Source organism: Streptomyces sp. NPDC058291 (genome assembly GCF_042880855.1).
In the GTDB taxonomy this organism is placed as follows: Bacteria; Actinomycetota; Actinomycetes; order Streptomycetales; family Streptomycetaceae; genus Streptomyces.
This window is the reverse complement of record NZ_JBHVYK010000098.1, coordinates 1-14,032: the sequence shown is the minus strand read 5'-3', so window position 1 is coordinate 14,032 and position 14,032 is coordinate 1. Positions and strand designations below refer to the sequence as shown.

At 71.9% G+C, this 14,032-nt stretch carries 16 protein-coding genes; 7 read left to right on the top strand and 9 right to left on the bottom strand.

The annotated features are described in order from the left end of the window. Position 1 precedes the first annotated feature (1 nt). From ACFVYK_RS32765 to ACFVYK_RS32755, 3 genes are all read right to left on the bottom strand, one after another. On the bottom strand, positions 2 to 1,012 hold the full coding sequence (locus ACFVYK_RS32765; protein WP_389780289.1) for an aldo/keto reductase: 1,011 nt from the start codon (positions 1,010 to 1,012) through the stop codon (positions 2 to 4). 41 nt (positions 1,013 to 1,053) lie between these two features. Next, on the bottom strand, positions 1,054 to 1,227 hold the full coding sequence (locus ACFVYK_RS32760; RefSeq protein ID WP_389780310.1) for a DUF397 domain-containing protein: 174 nt from the start codon (positions 1,225 to 1,227) through the stop codon (positions 1,054 to 1,056). Between the two features lie 77 nt (positions 1,228 to 1,304). Next, on the bottom strand, positions 1,305 to 2,687 hold the full coding sequence (locus ACFVYK_RS32755; RefSeq protein ID WP_389780287.1) for a glycine--tRNA ligase: 1,383 nt from the start codon (positions 2,685 to 2,687) through the stop codon (positions 1,305 to 1,307). 217 nt (positions 2,688 to 2,904) lie between these two features. Here ACFVYK_RS32755 and ACFVYK_RS32750 point away from each other — a divergent pair, with 217 nt between their 5' ends. Genes ACFVYK_RS32750 through ACFVYK_RS32735 form a run of 4 tightly spaced genes read left to right on the top strand, consistent with a single transcriptional unit; the run spans position 2,905 to position 6,036 of the window. Beyond that, complete coding sequence (locus ACFVYK_RS32750; protein WP_389780285.1) at positions 2,905 to 3,861, top strand: metal ABC transporter substrate-binding protein; 957 nt, start codon at positions 2,905 to 2,907, stop codon at positions 3,859 to 3,861. A 17-nt stretch (positions 3,862 to 3,878) separates the two neighbouring features. Beyond that, positions 3,879 to 4,655 (top strand): metal ABC transporter ATP-binding protein, encoded by a 777-nt coding sequence (locus ACFVYK_RS32745; protein ID WP_389780283.1) that lies wholly within the window; start codon positions 3,879 to 3,881, stop codon positions 4,653 to 4,655. Then, the gene (locus ACFVYK_RS32740) at positions 4,655 to 5,557 is read left to right on the top strand and encodes a metal ABC transporter permease (protein ID WP_389780281.1); all 903 of its coding nucleotides are present in this window, start codon (positions 4,655 to 4,657) and stop codon (positions 5,555 to 5,557) included. The genes ACFVYK_RS32745 and ACFVYK_RS32740 overlap by 1 nt, the downstream gene beginning before the upstream one ends. Before the next feature lie 59 nt (positions 5,558 to 5,616). Next, the gene (locus tag ACFVYK_RS32735) at positions 5,617 to 6,036 is read left to right on the top strand and encodes a Fur family transcriptional regulator (protein ID WP_389780279.1); all 420 of its coding nucleotides are present in this window, start codon (positions 5,617 to 5,619) and stop codon (positions 6,034 to 6,036) included. Between the two features lie 89 nt (positions 6,037 to 6,125). Here the strand turns inward: ACFVYK_RS32735 and ACFVYK_RS32730 are convergent, their stop codons facing one another. The 3 genes from ACFVYK_RS32730 to recO form a co-directional block, all read right to left on the bottom strand. Continuing rightward, entirely contained in the window at positions 6,126 to 6,668 is a 543-nt protein-coding gene (locus ACFVYK_RS32730) for a hypothetical protein (RefSeq protein ID WP_389780277.1), read from the bottom strand. 115 nt (positions 6,669 to 6,783) lie between these two features. Continuing rightward, on the bottom strand, positions 6,784 to 7,635 hold the full coding sequence (locus tag ACFVYK_RS32725) for an isoprenyl transferase (RefSeq protein WP_389780275.1): 852 nt from the start codon (positions 7,633 to 7,635) through the stop codon (positions 6,784 to 6,786). A gap of 16 nt (positions 7,636 to 7,651) precedes the next feature. Then, positions 7,652 to 8,401 (bottom strand): DNA repair protein RecO, encoded by a 750-nt coding sequence (gene recO, locus ACFVYK_RS32720; RefSeq protein ID WP_389780273.1) that lies wholly within the window; start codon positions 8,399 to 8,401, stop codon positions 7,652 to 7,654. 320 nt (positions 8,402 to 8,721) lie between these two features. Between recO and ACFVYK_RS32715 the strand changes: the two genes are divergently transcribed. Beyond that, positions 8,722 to 9,939, top strand: coding sequence for a GNAT family N-acetyltransferase (locus ACFVYK_RS32715; protein ID WP_389780271.1), 1,218 nt, complete (start codon positions 8,722 to 8,724; stop codon positions 9,937 to 9,939). A gap of 13 nt (positions 9,940 to 9,952) precedes the next feature. Here the strand turns inward: ACFVYK_RS32715 and ACFVYK_RS32710 are convergent, their stop codons facing one another. Then, on the bottom strand, positions 9,953 to 10,903 hold the full coding sequence (locus tag ACFVYK_RS32710) for an FAD-dependent oxidoreductase (protein ID WP_389780269.1): 951 nt from the start codon (positions 10,901 to 10,903) through the stop codon (positions 9,953 to 9,955). 76 nt (positions 10,904 to 10,979) lie between these two features. Next, the gene (locus ACFVYK_RS32705; RefSeq protein WP_389780267.1) at positions 10,980 to 11,453 is read right to left on the bottom strand and encodes a protein phosphatase; all 474 of its coding nucleotides are present in this window, start codon (positions 11,451 to 11,453) and stop codon (positions 10,980 to 10,982) included. A gap of 80 nt (positions 11,454 to 11,533) precedes the next feature. Here ACFVYK_RS32705 and ACFVYK_RS32700 point away from each other — a divergent pair, with 80 nt between their 5' ends. After that, positions 11,534 to 12,100, top strand: a complete 567-nt coding sequence (locus tag ACFVYK_RS32700; RefSeq protein WP_389780265.1) for a SigE family RNA polymerase sigma factor — start codon at positions 11,534 to 11,536, stop codon at positions 12,098 to 12,100. After that, positions 12,097 to 13,011, top strand: a complete 915-nt coding sequence (locus ACFVYK_RS32695; RefSeq protein ID WP_389780263.1) for a hypothetical protein — start codon at positions 12,097 to 12,099, stop codon at positions 13,009 to 13,011. The genes ACFVYK_RS32700 and ACFVYK_RS32695 overlap by 4 nt, the downstream gene beginning before the upstream one ends. Positions 13,012 to 13,042: 31 nt before the next feature. Here ACFVYK_RS32695 and ACFVYK_RS32690 read toward each other — a convergent pair whose 3' ends face one another. Then, on the bottom strand, positions 13,043 to 13,738 hold the full coding sequence (locus ACFVYK_RS32690; protein ID WP_389780261.1) for a TerB family tellurite resistance protein: 696 nt from the start codon (positions 13,736 to 13,738) through the stop codon (positions 13,043 to 13,045). Between the last annotated feature and the right edge of the window lie 294 nt (positions 13,739 to 14,032).

Sequence of the window (14,032 nt, the reverse complement as noted above, 5' to 3'; positions counted from 1 at the left end):
TTCAGCGCTCGCTGTCGAGGTGCGCCATGGCCGCGGCCGGGTACCGCTCGCCGGCCGCCGAGTCCGCGGGCACGGCCGCCTCGATCGCCGCGAGGTCGTCGGCGTCGAGGACGACGTCCAGCGCGCCCAGCGACTCCGTGAGCCGTTCGCGGGTGCGGGCGCCGACGAGCGGGACGATGTCCTCGCCCTGGGCCAGCACCCAGGCGATGGCGAGCTGGGCCACGGAGACGCCCTTGCCCTCGGCGACCTTGCGCAGCGACTCCACCAGTGTCAGGTTGCGCTGGAGGTTGTCGCCCTGGAACCGGGGCGAGTGGGCCCGGAAGTCGTTCGCGGCGAGCTCGCGGTCGGCGGTGAAGTGCCCCGAGATCAGTCCGCGGGACAGCACGCCGTAGGCGGTGATCGAGATGCCCAGCTCACGGGTGGTCGGCAGGATGGACTGCTCGATGCCGCGGGTGATCAGTCCGTACTCGATCTGGAGGTCGGAGATGGGCGCGGTGGCGGCGGCCCTGCGGATCGTCTGCGCGCCGGCCTCGCTGAGGCCGATGTGCCGGACGTACCCCTGCTCGACCAGTTCGGCGATCGCGCCGACCGTCTCCTCGATCGGCACGTCAGGATCGACGCGAGCGATCCGATAGACGTCGATGTGGTCGACGCCGAGCCGCTGGAGGGAGTAGGCGGCGAAGTTCTTCACGGCGGCGGGCCGGCCGTCGTACCCCGCCCAGGATCCGTCCGGACCGCGCAGGGCGCCGAACTTCACGCTGGTCAGGGCCTGTTCGCGCAGCCCGGCGGGCGCCGTGCGCAGGGCTTCGCCGATCAGCAGCTCGTTGTGGCCCATGCCGTAGAAGTCGCCGGTGTCGAGCAGGGTGACGCCCGCCTCCAGCGCCGCGTGGATCGTCGCGATCGCCTCATCGCGGTCCGCGTCGCCGTACAGGGCGCTCATGCCCATGCAGCCGAGGCCGAGGGCGGAGACCTGGGGTCCGGTGCGGCCGAGGGTACGCGTGGTTGTCGTCATGCCCTCAGCTTGGCATGACGAATGACAGATTTCAATATCTGTCAGCTGTCACTCCTCAGTGCGCCGTCGAAAGCCGCCCAGGCGGAGGCCGGGAAGAGGAGCGGCGCGAGATGAGGCGCCTTGCTGTCCCGCACGGGGACGAGGGAGGGGAAGTCGTCGGCGACTTCGAGGCAGGCGCCGCCTTCAGAATTACCGTGACTGCTCTTGCGCCACAGGGCGCAACAGCGCGAGGCCGGCCCCGACGGGATCCCGTCGGGGCCGGCCTCGGTCCGCCGCTGGTCGGAGCGGGCGACTACGCGCCGATCAGGCGCGCGGCCAGGTAGCCCTCGATCTGGTCGAGGGAGACGCGCTCCTGCTTCATCGAGTCACGCTCGCGGACGGTGACCGCGTTGTCGTCGAGGGTGTCGAAGTCGACCGTCACGCAGAACGGCGTGCCGATCTCGTCCTGGCGGCGGTAGCGGCGGCCGATGGCGCCGGCGTCGTCGAACTCGATGTTCCAGTTCTGGCGCAGCGCGGCGGCGAGGCCCTTGGCCTTCGGCGACAGGTCGGGGTTGCGGGAGAGCGGCAGGACCGCGACCTTCACCGGGGCGAGACGGTGGTCGAGGCGCAGCACGGTGCGCTTCTCCAGCTTGCCCTTGGCGTTGGGGGCCTCGTCCTCGATGTAGGCGTCGAGGAGGAACGCCAGCATCGCCCGGCCGACACCGGCCGCCGGCTCGATGACGTACGGCGTCCAGCGCTCGCCGGCCTCCTGGTCGAAGAAGGACAGGTCCTGGCCGGAGGCCTTGGAGTGGGCGTTGAGGTCGTAGTCGGTGCGGTTGGCGACGCCCTCCAGCTCGCCCCACTCGTTGCCGCCGAACTGGAAGCGGTACTCGATGTCAGCGGTGCGCTTGGAGTAGTGGGAGAGCTTCTCCTTCGGGTGCTCGTACCACCGCATGTTCTCCTCGCGCAGGCCCAGGCCGGTGTACCAGTTCCAGCGCTGCTCCATCCAGTACTCCTGCCACTTCTCGTCCTCGCCCGGCTTGACGAAGAACTCCATCTCCATCTGCTCGAACTCGCGGGTGCGGAAGATGAAGTTGCCGGGCGTGATCTCGTTGCGGAAGGACTTGCCCATCTGGGCGATGCCGAACGGCGGCTTGCGGCGCGAAGTGGTCTGCACCTGGCCGAAGTTGGTGAAGATGCCCTGGGCGGTCTCGGGGCGCAGGTAGGCGACGGAGCCGGTGTCCTGCGTGGGGCCGAGGTGGGTGGAGAGCAGACCGGAGAACTGCTTCGGCTCGGTGAACTGGCCCTTGTTGCCGCAGTTGGGGCAGTTCACGTCCGCCAGGCCGTTCGCCGGCGGGCGGTTGTGCTTGGCCTCGTACGCCTCTTCCAGGTGGTCCGCGCGGAACCGCTTGTGGCACGAGGTGCACTCGGTCAGCGGGTCGGAGAAGGTGGCGACGTGACCGGAGGCGACCCAGACCTCGGGGGCCAGGATGACGGACGAGTCGATGCCGACCACGTCCTCGCGCGACGTCACCATGTAGCGCCACCACTGGCGCTTCAGGTTCTCCTTGAGCTCGACACCCAGCGGTCCGTAGTCCCAGGCGGCACGCTGGCCGCCGTAGATCTCACTGCAGGGGAATACGAAGCCACGGCGCTTGCTCAGGCTGACGATGGTGTCGATCTTGTCGGCGGCCACGGTGCTCTCTTCATAACGACGACGGGCGACGAAGCGAGGTGCTTCCAGCGAAGACTTCAGGGTACCGGCGGGGACTCCCCCTCGACCAAATCGGGCCCCCTCCCGCAAGGGCCCGTGGGGGGCCATACCGCAGCCCTTCGGGGCTTACCGGGCCGCGACGAACCTCTTGCCCTCTGCTTGTTGACAACGGTTTCCATATTTGTTGAAAATGAGTGTCATGAACGTACGACGACTCATATCCGGCACGGCCGTCGCGGCAGCCACCGCCCTCGGCCTCGGCGCCCTCTCCGCGTGCTCCGCCGACAGCGCCGCCGCGGCCAACACGGACAAGTTCGACGTCGTCGCGTCGTTCTACCCGATGGCCTTCCTCGCCGAGCGGATAGGCGGGGACCACGTGCACGTCACCAGCCTCACCCAGCCCGGCCAGGAACCGCACGACCTGGAGATCAGCGCCCGGCAGACGGCCGCGCTCCAGGAGTCCGACGCGGTGCTCTACCTCAAGAACCTCCAGCCCTCCGTCGACGACGCGGTGGCCCAGTCGGAGGTCGGGACGAAGATCGACGCCGCCTCCCTGACCACGCTGGAGAAGCACGGCAACGAGGTCGGCGGCCACGCGGCCGAGCACGACGACCACGAGGACGAGGAGCTGTCCGGCCTCGACCCGCACATCTGGCTCGACCCGGTCCGGTACTCCCAGGTCGCCGAGGGCGTCGGCAAGGCCTTCGCGAAGGCCGACCCGGACCACGCGGCCGACTACCAGGCCAACACCGCGGCTCTGGTCAAGCAACTCGGCGCTCTGAACACCGAGTTCGAGAAAGGCCTCGCGAACACGAGGACCAAGGTCTTCGTCACCACCCACGCCGCCTTCGGCTACCTCGCCGAGCGCTACGGCCTGACCGAGGAGGCCGTCAACGGTCTCGACCCCGAGTCGGAGCCCAGCGCCGCCCGCGTGAAGGCGCTGGAGAGGATGGCGAAGGCGGACGGCGTCACGACCGTCTTCTACGAGACGCTCGTCAGCGACAAGACCGCGAAGACCATCGCATCCGACACACACCTCAGGACCGACGTCCTGGACCCGATCGAGGGCATCACGAAGAAGTCCCGGGGCCAGGACTACTTCTCGGTCCAGCAAGCCAACCTAAAGGCGCTGCAGACGGCCCTGGGAAACAAGTGACCCACACGGAGGGCGTCATGGACACGAAGGCCGAGCCCGTCATCTCACTGCGCGGCGTGCGCGCCGAACTGGGCTCGCGCCCCGTTCTGCGGGGCGTCGACCTCACCGTGCGGCGCGGTGAGGTCGTCGCCCTGCTCGGCGCCAACGGCTCCGGCAAGTCCACGGCCGTGCGCAGCGTCATCGGGCAGGTGGCGATCGGCGCGGGCGAGATCGAGCTGTTCGGCGCCCCGCACCGCCGGTTCCGGGACTGGGCGCGGATCGGCTACGTCCCGCAGCGCACCACGGCGGCGGGCGGGGTCCCCGCCACCGTGACCGAGGTCGTCTCCTCGGGCCGCCTCTCGCGCACCCGCTTCGGCGTCTTCCGCAAGGCCGACCACGCGGCCGTCCGGCACGCCCTGGAACTGGTCGGCATGGCGGACCGGGCGAAGGACAGCGTCGACGCCCTCTCCGGCGGCCAGCACCAGCGCGTGCTCATCGCCCGCGCGCTCGCCGCCGAACCCGAACTGCTGATCATGGACGAGCCGATGGCGGGCGTCGACCTGGCCAGCCAGGAGGTGCTGGCACAGACCCTGCGGGACCAGGTCGCGCTCGGCACGACCGTCCTGCTGGTCCTGCACGAACTGGGCCCCCTGGAGCCCCTCATCGACCGGGCGGTCGTCCTGCGCGACGGCTGCGTGCTGCACGACGGCCCGCCCCCACGCGCCGTCGGGCAGCACGCCCTCCCCGGCCACGACCATGTGCACCCGCACGCGCCCGCGGGCGCCGAACCGATCCGCACGGGACTGCTGAGCTGATGGACCTCCTGAACTACGCCTTCATGCAGCGGGCGCTGCTCGCCGCGGTCCTGGTCGGCATCACCGCCCCGGCCGTCGGCGTCTACCTCGTCCAGCGCCGTCAGGCCCTCATGGGCGACGGCATCGGCCACGTCGCGATGACCGGCGTCGGCCTCGGCTTCCTGCTGTCCTGGTCCCCGGTGTGGATGGCGACGGCCGTCTCCGTCCTGGGCGCGGTGATCATGGAACTCATCCGCTGGTACGGCAGGACCCGCGGCGACATCGCCCTGGCCATGCTCTTCTACGGCGGCATGGCCGGCGGGGTGATGTTCATCAACCTCGCGCCGGGCGGCTCCAACGCCAACCTGACCTCGTACCTCTTCGGCTCGCTGTCCACGGTGTCGGAGTCGGACGTGACGGCGATCTGCCTGCTCGCGGCCTTCGTCGTGCTGGTCACCCTCGGCCTGCGCCGCCAGCTGTTCGCGGTCAGCCAGGACGAGGAGTTCGCGCGGGTCACCGGCCTGCCGGTACGCGCCCTGAACCTGCTGACCGCGATCACGGCGGCGGTCACCGTGACCGTGGCGATGCGCGTGGTGGGCCTGCTGCTGGTGTCGGCCCTGATGGTCGTCCCGGTGGCGGCCGCCCAGCAGCTCAGCCGCAGTTTCGCCGCGACCTTCGCGATCGCGGTGGCCATCGGCGTGACGGTGACGACCAGCGGCACGGTGACCTCGTACTACCAGGACGTCCCGCCCGGCGCGACGATCGTCCTGCTGACCATCGCCGCGTTCGTCGCGCTGAGCGTGCTGGCCGCCCCCCTGGCCCGCCGCCGCGCCCGTGCGCTGGCGGCCGCGCAGCCCGCGGGCGACCCCGCCGAGTGCGCGATTCCGGCCACCCGGAGCCCGGACGACGAGGTCGGCGTCTGACCGCGCACGGACCGGGCTGGCACAATGGCCCGGCAAGCCGCAGACGTGAGGAGGCAACGGTGACGACCGCTGGACCGCCCGTGAGGGGCCGCTCCACCCGGCAGCGCGCCGCCGTCGCGGCGGCGCTCGACGAGGTCGACGAGTTCCGCAGTGCGCAGGATCTGCACGACATGCTCAAGCACAAGGGCGACTCGGTCGGCCTGACCACCGTCTACCGCACCCTGCAGTCCCTCGCCGACGCGGGCGAGGTCGACGTCCTGCGCACGTCGGACGGCGAGTCCGTGTACCGCCGCTGCTCCAGCGGCGAGCACCACCACCACCTCGTCTGCCGCGTCTGCGGCAAGGCCGTGGAGGTGGAGGGCCCGGCGGTCGAGAAGTGGGCCGAGGCCATCGCGGCGGAACACGGGTATGTGAACGTGGCCCACACAGTGGAGATCTTCGGCACGTGCGCGGACTGCGCGGGGGCCGCCGGCGGGTGAGCCGCCGGGCCGTACGGCGGGTGAGCCGCCGTACCGCACGGCGGGTGAGCCGCCGTGCCGCACCGGTCCGCAGGGGCGCCTCCGGCGGGTCAGACGCGCCGCAGCCGGCCGTCCAGCACGGCCCGCAGGCGGTCGACGTCCTCCGCGGTGCGGGCGCCCTGCTTGACCAGGACGATCGCGCAGTGCCCGGCCTTGTCGGGACTGCGCAGGGCGAAGATCCGCTCCGACTCCGCGTAACTGCCGTAGTTGGCCCAGTCCATGCGCAGGTCGGCGTGCGCGCTCACCGTGCGCACGCCCTGCGGGCCGACGGACACCCGGATCCGGCCGTGGTGCCGGTTCGCCTTCAGCAGCTGCCCGGCCGCCAGACGCGGCGCGAAGTACATCAGCACCGGCCACACCGTGAACATCACGCCGAACGCCACTGCGGTCCCGTCACCGCCGCGCACGCTCAGCACGAGCAGCCCGAGCCCGGCCAGCCCCACGCACACCAGGAACACGGGCCGGTGGATCAGACCCACCCGGCCGTTCTTGCGGGACACCAGCCGGACGGCGTCCTCCATGTCCGCGAGACGGTGCTCATACTCCAGCACCACCTCGTCCTCCCGCACTCCCACGGCCTGCTCTTCGCCCACGGCCCCTCCCCGGTCCTTCGGTGACGAGCCGTGATCGTAACGGCCGGGTACGAGAGCCTGACGCCCGCCTCCCCGGCCGGGCTCCTGCCTCCCCGGCCGGGCGCCCCCTCCCCGGCTAGGCGCCGGCCTCCGGCTCCGGGGTCCGTCCCTCCATGGCCAGGAGCTCCTCGTTCGGGATCGCGCCGCCGAAGCGGCGGTCCCGGGAGGCGAACTCCAGGCACGCCCGCCACAGATCGCGGCGGTCGAAGTCCGGCCACAGGACGTCCTGGAAGACCATCTCCGCGTACGCGCTCTGCCAGAGCAGGTAGTTGGAGGTGCGCTGCTCGCCGCTCGGCCGCAGGAACAGGTCGACGTCGGGCATGTCCGGGTAGTACAGGTACTTCGCGAGGGTCTTCTCGTTGACCTTGGACGGGTCGAGCCTGCCCGCCTTGACGTCCTCGGCCAGCGCCTGCGCCGCGTCCGCGATCTCCGCCCGGCCGCCGTAGTTCATGCAGAAGTACAGGGTGAGACGGTCGTTGTCCTTGGTCTGCTCCTGCGCGATCTGGAGCTCCTTGGCGACCGACTTCCACAGCTTGGGCATCCGGCCCACCCAGCGCACCCGGATGCCGAGCTCGTCGAGGGTGTCGCGGGTCTTGCGGATGAAGTCGCGGTTGAAGTTCATCAGGAAGCGGACCTCGTCGGGCGAGCGCTTCCAGTTCTCGGTGGAGAAGGCGTACAGCGAGATGTTGCGCACGCCCATCTCGACCGCGCCCTGCAGCACGTCGAGGACCTGCTCGGCGCCGACCTTGTGCCCCTCGGTGCGCGGCAGCCCGCGCTCCTTGGCCCAGCGGCCGTTGCCGTCCATGACGATCGCCACATGTTCGGGGACCAGCTCACCGGGGAGCTTGGGCGGGCGAGCGCCGGACGGGTGCGGCTCGGGCGTCCTGTACTCCCGACGCTGCCGCCCCAGGAACCCGCGTACGACCATGTGCCTCTCGTCTCCTTCACTTTTCCACATACCGAAGGGAGCGCAGCCCGCGCTCCAGATGCCAGTGCAGATAGGCGGACACCAGCCCGCTGCCCTCCCGGGCATGGCGCGGCTCGCACGCGTCCGCCGTCTCCCAGTCTCCCGTGAGCAGCGCGCCGAGGAGGACCAGGGTCTGCGGCGAGGGTACGACGCTGCCGGCCACCCGGCAGTCGGCGCACACGGAGCCGCCGGCGGCGACGGAGAAGAACCGGTTGGGGCCGGGCATGCCGCACTTCGCGCAGTCGCCGAAGCTGGGCGCGTACCCGTTGACGGCCAGCGACCGCAGCAGGAACGCGTCCAGCACGAGGTGCGGGGCGTGCTCGCCGCGGGCCAGGGTCCGCAGCGCCCCCACGAGCAGCAGGTACTGCTGCACGGCCGGTTCGCCCTCGTGGTCGGTGAACCGCTCGGCGGTCTCCAGCATGGCCGTGCCGGCGGTGTAGCGGGCGTAGTCGGTCACGATGCCGCCACCGTAGGGCGCGATGATCTCGCTCTGCGTGCACAGCGGCAGTCCGCGTCCGACCAGCTCGCTGCTGCCGCGCGCGAAGAACTGCACGTCGACGTGGGAGAAGGGCTCGAGACGGGCGCCGAACTTGGACTTCGTCCGCCGCACCCCCCGCGCCACGGCCCGCACCCGCCCGTGGCCGCGCGTCAGCAGCGTGATGATGCGGTCCGCCTCGCCCAGCTTCTGGGTCCGCAGGACGACGCCGTCGTCGCGGAAGAGACTCATCGCACACCGCCGCGGGCCCGCCGGGGCCGCCGTCCACCGTCCGGCCGCGGCGTGACGCGCCCTGCCTCCCCCGGCTTCCGGGGGCGCAGCACGGTGCCGTCGTCGCGGAACAGGCTCATGGCCCCATTCTCGCCTACGCGGAGGGGGCGGTGTGCCCGCCCGCCCTGATCCCGGCCACCGGCTCCCGCAACCACCGGGCGGAGGCGCTCGGTTAGCGAGCGGTCGGTAGGATCGAACGGCTTGGGGAGAGGGCCGGCGAAGGCGCAGGGGGCGGTCGCCCGCTTGCGTCGTCGGATGCAGCCGAGGGGGCGCGAGCGGATATGAGCGCATTGTCCACCCGGAACGCGCGCGAAGAGGATTTGCCGGGGCTCACCCGGCTGCTGGCGGAGACGTGCGACGCCGCCGAGGTGGTGTCGCCGGCCTTGCTGACCGAGTCGATCGCCAGGGGGCTGGTCCGGGTCGCCCAGTCCGGCGGCGAGGTGGTCGGGTGCGCCGTCGCGGAGAGGCCCGCGCCCGGACACGTGCGCCTGTCGGTGATCGCCGTCCGCGACGGCTCGCGCAGACAGGGAACGGCCCTGCGTCTCCTGGCCGAGTTGTCGCGGCGGATCTCCGAACTCCCCGGGCCGGCGCCGCTGTTCTCGGCCGTCATCGAGATGACGGACGTCCCGGTGTCGCGGCTCCTGCTGAAGAGCGGCTTCATCGGCACCCGTGTCATGCGCACCAGCCGGGATCCCGACGGCATCTGCCTCCACTACCAGCACAAGAGCCGCGTCGAGTACATAGACCCCGACACGCGGTACCTCGTGCCTCTCAGCGCGCGCACCCAGTTGATCGAGTCCCTCGCGCCCCGGGATCAGGCGGTGACCTCGTTGGTGTCCCTGAGGGGCGAGCCCGCGGTGGAGATCACGCGTTTCGAGCAGGACGACCCCGCCACCCTGCAGTCCGGCGAGGCCGCGGCGGGCATAGCGTTCTCCGGAGCGATACTGGCGGCCATCACCTTCCTCCTGGGATTCGCCTTCACCTCGACCCGCTTCCCGGACGACGTGCGTCTCCTCCTGATCGGCGCGACCTTCAGCACCGTGCTGTCCCTGATCGTCTATGCCAGCGCCTCGGGGGAGCTGGCTCGCATCCACTCGAACACCTTCGGCAAGATCATGAAGTACGGCAACGTGCTCTCCGAATACGGCGGCGTGCTGCCCTTCCTCATCTCCCTCCCCGTCACCTACGCGGAGGCGAGCGGGGACGCGAAGACGACCATGGTGCTGGCCGCGCTGCTGAGCGCGGGCATCGGGTGGTACGAGTGGTCGGAGTTCTCCATCGCCCACCGGTTCCGCAAGAGCCCGTCGGAGATCGTCCTCATGGCGTTCACGGCGGCCTCGCCCCTCATCGGCGCGGCGGTCGTCGCCACGAGGACCACCAGCTGGCCGTGGACTGCCGCGTTGGCCTGCGCCCTGGCCGCCCGGACGTGGCTGTACCTCTACCGGCGCGGCCCCGAGGCGGGGACGGCGGGACGCCGACAGTGGCAGGTGAGGGAGTGAGCCCTCGGGCGGACTACTCGGCGGCGCGCAGCAGGTCGGCGGCCTCCCGGGCGCATCCCCAGGACAAGGTCAGTCCAGCGCCGCCATGGCCGTAGTTGTGCAGGAGCAGCGTGCCGTCACGATGCTCGCTCTCCAGCCGGACCCGAGGCCGAACCGGCCTGAGCCCCACCCGATGACCGACCACCCGGGCGTCGGCGAGACGGGGTTCGACCTCGACACATCGTCGGACGATGTCCAGGGCGGCCGCCGAGTCGGGACGCAGGTCCCACTCGCCCCAGTCCGAGGTGCCGCCCAGGATCACCACCTCGGGCTGGGGATAGATGTAGGTCAGTTCCTCGGCGTCGGGGGTGTCGTCGCAGAAGAAGGTCGCGATGCCGGGGTTCTCGACCACGACGAGCTGACCCCGAACGGCCTCCACGGACGAGTCCTCGATCAGGGTTCGTGAACCCGTTCCCGTGCAGTTCACGACGATGGGCGCCTCGGCCAGCGCCTCGTCGAGCGAGGTGTGGCGGTGCTGCCGGAGCCGGCCGCCGGCCGCTGTCAGCCGGTCCACGAGGTAGCCCAGATACTTGGGCATGTCGACGACGGGGGCGCAGTAGCGCCACCCCTCGACGTATCCCGGCCGCAGGTCGGCCGGGTCGCACGCGGCGGCGTCGACCCAGGGAGCCCAGGCCGGCACGTCCCTGGGCACACGGGACTCGTGGGTGCCCTCGACGAGACGGACCCCGGTGGCGTCGTCGGCGCCGAGCTGCCGAAGGACCGCAAGGGTGTCCCTGCTCCAGCGCTCCACCAGGTCGGCGGGTTCGGCCAGGAACGGATCCCAGGAGGCCCCCGCGGCGGCCGAGGTCGTGGCGTCCGGAAGCAGTGCGGCGTCCACCCGCACGTCCCGGCCCGCCTCGGCGAGACGGACCGCCGTGGTCAGCCCGATCACACCGGCGCCGATCACTACCACTGGTGCCGACACCGTCGCCTCCTAGGTCGGGCCCGCCGGGCCTGTGCCTCGTATGCCCCGTACGCCTGGGCCTCGTGCGGGGCAGCCGTCACTCGGGCTGACGCCCCCGGCCCTCCCCCGCAGGTTCGAATCGCTGGGCGTATCGGCGTTGCCACGGGGTTTCCACCGCTCGGTGGTCGTAGTGGGTGCGGACGTAACGTACCGCCTCGTCCGGGGGGACGCCGTCCAGGATGGCCAGGCAGGCCAGGGCTGTGCCGGTGCGGCCGCGGCCGCCGGCGCAGGCGATCTCGACGCGGGCTTCGGCCGCGCGGCGCCACGCCTCGGTGAGGGCCGCGCGGGCGTCGCGGTGGTCGGCGGGGAGGCGGAAGTCGGGCCAGCGGACCCAGCGGGACTCCCAGGGGGGCCGCGGCGGCCGGGAGCCGAGCAGGTAGAGGCCGTAGGCGGGGGCCGGCGCCGTGGGGTCCAGCGGGCGGCGCAGTCCGCGGCCGCGGATCAGCCGCCCGGACGGCAGTGCGAGCACTCCGGGGTCCGCGGCGGACCAGGCCCATGTGTCGGTGTCCATCGCCCCATTCGAACGCGATCGCGCGGCGCGGGCAACCGATTCCGCCCGGTCGGTGGTCTGGAGGGCGAGGAGGGTGCTTGATGCAGGCCGAACAAGAGGACCGGTTCCAGGAGTTCGTCAGAGCCCGGTGGTCCCGGCTCGTGCGGACCGCCTATCTGCTCACCGGGGACGTCCACCACGCGGAGGACCTGACGCAGACCGCGCTGGCGAAGGCGTACCGGTCGTGGCGGCGGATATCGCGCAGCGACAACCCGGAGGCGTACGTGCGGCGGATGCTGGTCAGCTGCAACAGCGACCGGTTCCGCAAGCGGCGGGTCGTCGAGGCGCTGACCTCGGCGCCGCCGGAGCGGGCGGGGCGCGACGAGACCGCGGGGCGGGTGGAGGAACGGGGCTCTCTGATGGCCGGGCTGGCCCAACTGCCGCCGAAACAGCGGGCGGTGGTGGTGCTCCGGTACTGGGAGGACCTGTCCGAGGCGGAGGTGGCCGAGGTGCTCGGCTGTTCGACGGGCACGGTCAAGAGCCAGGCCTCGAAGGGGCTCGCGAAACTGCGGGCGCATCCAGGGCTGGCCACCGGTCGCGCGGTGTCCGGCAGTCGGGCGCGGCCACAGCCGCGGTCACAGCCACAGCCGCAGGGAGGCAGCAGGTGAACAAGTCCTACGAACAAGAAGAGTTGGAGGCGCTGATGCGTGAGATCCTCGCGGAGGACGCGTACACGATCCAGCCCTCGCCGGCGCCCTACCCGGCGATCCGGCGGCAGGGACTGGCCGAGCGGCGGCGGCGCGTGGCGGTGACCGGAGCGGCGCTGATCGCGCTGGCCGCGGTGCCGGTGGGGGCGTACGCCGTGAACGGCGGGGACGGGGGCCGGGGCGCCGACACGGCCGCGCCGAACCCGTCGGTGAGCGCCTCGCGCGCCCCGGCATCGAGCCCGTCCTCGTCACCGGACGGCCCGGCCCGGCCTGCCACGAAGGGACAGTTGCTCGACGGGATCACCTTCGAGCAGGCGGCGGACGGACTGCGGGAATGCCTGCGGGCCGAAGGCGGGCCCGCGGGCAGCGCCGGTCACCTGGGCGAGGCGAAGGACTACCGGATCGTCCTGGCTCTCAAGAGCACCGGGGACTCCAACCGTCCCGGTGACGGGATCAACGTCGTCGCGGTGAAGGAGAGGCCGGCCGGCTTCCGCGTGGTGTGCAACCTCGAGGACGGTGTGGCCTCGGGCATCAGCGCCAGCGCGAGCGACGCCGCCCCGCCCGACGCGGGTCCGGTGGTGCCCGACGTCAACGGCGGCACGTTGTACCAGCAGTCGTTCCCCGACAAGGGCCACTGGAGGCTGCCGTTCCGCTGGGGGGTCATCGGCACGGTGGAGCCGTCGGTCGCCAAGGTGACCGTCTCCTACGGGGACGGCAGCACGACGGCCACCCTGGACGGACGCTGGTTCGTCGCCGCAGGGATGCTGAACCAGCAGGTCACCCTCGCCCCCCACATCAAGGGCTACGACACTGCGGGCAAGCTCGTGTATGACTCCGACACGGACAGCGCCTACGCGCGGTCGCTGCCGTAGGGCCGCGGCGCCGCGGGCCCGCCGCCGGTCGTCAGGACGGCGTTCCCGCGGCGGCCAGCAGGCGGGTCACGTCGTCCGCGCAGATCGTCAGGGCCGCGCCCACCGTGGCGAGGACCTCCCGTTCGGCCGGGGTGTACGGGCCGTCGGCGAGGGCGATGCGCGCGCCCTGCAGCAGGATCGATTCGCGGCCGGCCGGGGCGAGGTGCGCGGCGAGCGGGTCGAGGGCCTCGTGGAGCTCTATGGCGAGGCCGGGGCCGTACGGCTCGCTGTAGCTGCGGCCGGTGTCGGAGGCGAGGGCGTCGACGAGGGCGGAGAGCTGTTCCTCGGTGCAGTCGGTGAAGCCGGCCGCGCGCACCGCGCCCGCCGCCGTCTCCAGGGAGGTCCGGGAGCAGGCGCCGCCGGCGGACAGGACGGCGAGGGCGACGGTGTGCACGGCGTCGCGCAGCATGGCCGAGAAACGCACGGTGGTGGGATGGTCGAGGACGTCGGTGCCGAAGTGGCGGCGGCACGCGGCGCACTCGACGACCGGGCCGGTCCCGCCGCGCGGCACGAGCGGCACGCCGAGGACGGTGAAGCGGCGCTGTCCGGTCAGCCGCAGGTAGTTGCGGTCTCCGCCGCAGCCCGGGCAGAAGAACTCGCCGTCGCCGACGGGCGTCCACGCGGTGCGGGTGCCCAGGATGTGGGCAAGCCCGGTGACACGGCCGTCTCGTCCCCGTTCTGGGAGCACGTCGCACCTCCGTAACCCCGTGGCAACATCGCCACGTCTGCGTGATGTTAGCCACAGGGAAGAGGTGTAGTCAGCACCCAGGACGAGACCTTTCCGTGACCTCCACGGCGCGGTGGCCGAAAACAGCGGGGCGCCCCCCCGCGCAGGGGACGCGGGGGGGCCCCCAAACCCCCCGGGGGGGGGGGGGCGGGGGGGGCCGGGGGGGGGCGGGGGGGGCCATGGGGGGGGGGGAGGGTACTGGGCGGCGGGGGGCGGGGACGAGAAAGCCCCTCCGCAACCCACCGCCCCGGCGGC

Bases quoted from the DNA above. Each gene is read 5' to 3' on its own strand.
- ACFVYK_RS32745 (WP_389780283.1), top strand. From the start codon at position 3,879: ATGGACACGAAGGCCGAGCCCGTCATCTCACTGCGCGGCGTGCGCGCC.
- ACFVYK_RS32750 (WP_389780285.1), top strand. From the start codon at position 2,905: ATGAACGTACGACGACTCATATCCGGCACGGCCGTCGCGGCAGCCACC.
- ACFVYK_RS32700 (WP_389780265.1), top strand. From the start codon at position 11,534: ATGCAGGCCGAACAAGAGGACCGGTTCCAGGAGTTCGTCAGAGCCCGG.
- ACFVYK_RS32715 (WP_389780271.1), top strand. From the start codon at position 8,722: ATGAGCGCATTGTCCACCCGGAACGCGCGCGAAGAGGATTTGCCGGGG.
- recO (WP_389780273.1), bottom strand. From the start codon at position 8,401: ATGAGTCTCTTCCGCGACGACGGCGTCGTCCTGCGGACCCAGAAGCTG.
- ACFVYK_RS32705 (WP_389780267.1), bottom strand. From the start codon at position 11,453: ATGGACACCGACACATGGGCCTGGTCCGCCGCGGACCCCGGAGTGCTC.
- ACFVYK_RS32740 (WP_389780281.1), top strand. From the start codon at position 4,655: ATGGACCTCCTGAACTACGCCTTCATGCAGCGGGCGCTGCTCGCCGCG.
- ACFVYK_RS32765 (WP_389780289.1), bottom strand. From the start codon at position 1,012: ATGACGACAACCACGCGTACCCTCGGCCGCACCGGACCCCAGGTCTCC.
- ACFVYK_RS32725 (WP_389780275.1), bottom strand. From the start codon at position 7,635: ATGGTCGTACGCGGGTTCCTGGGGCGGCAGCGTCGGGAGTACAGGACG.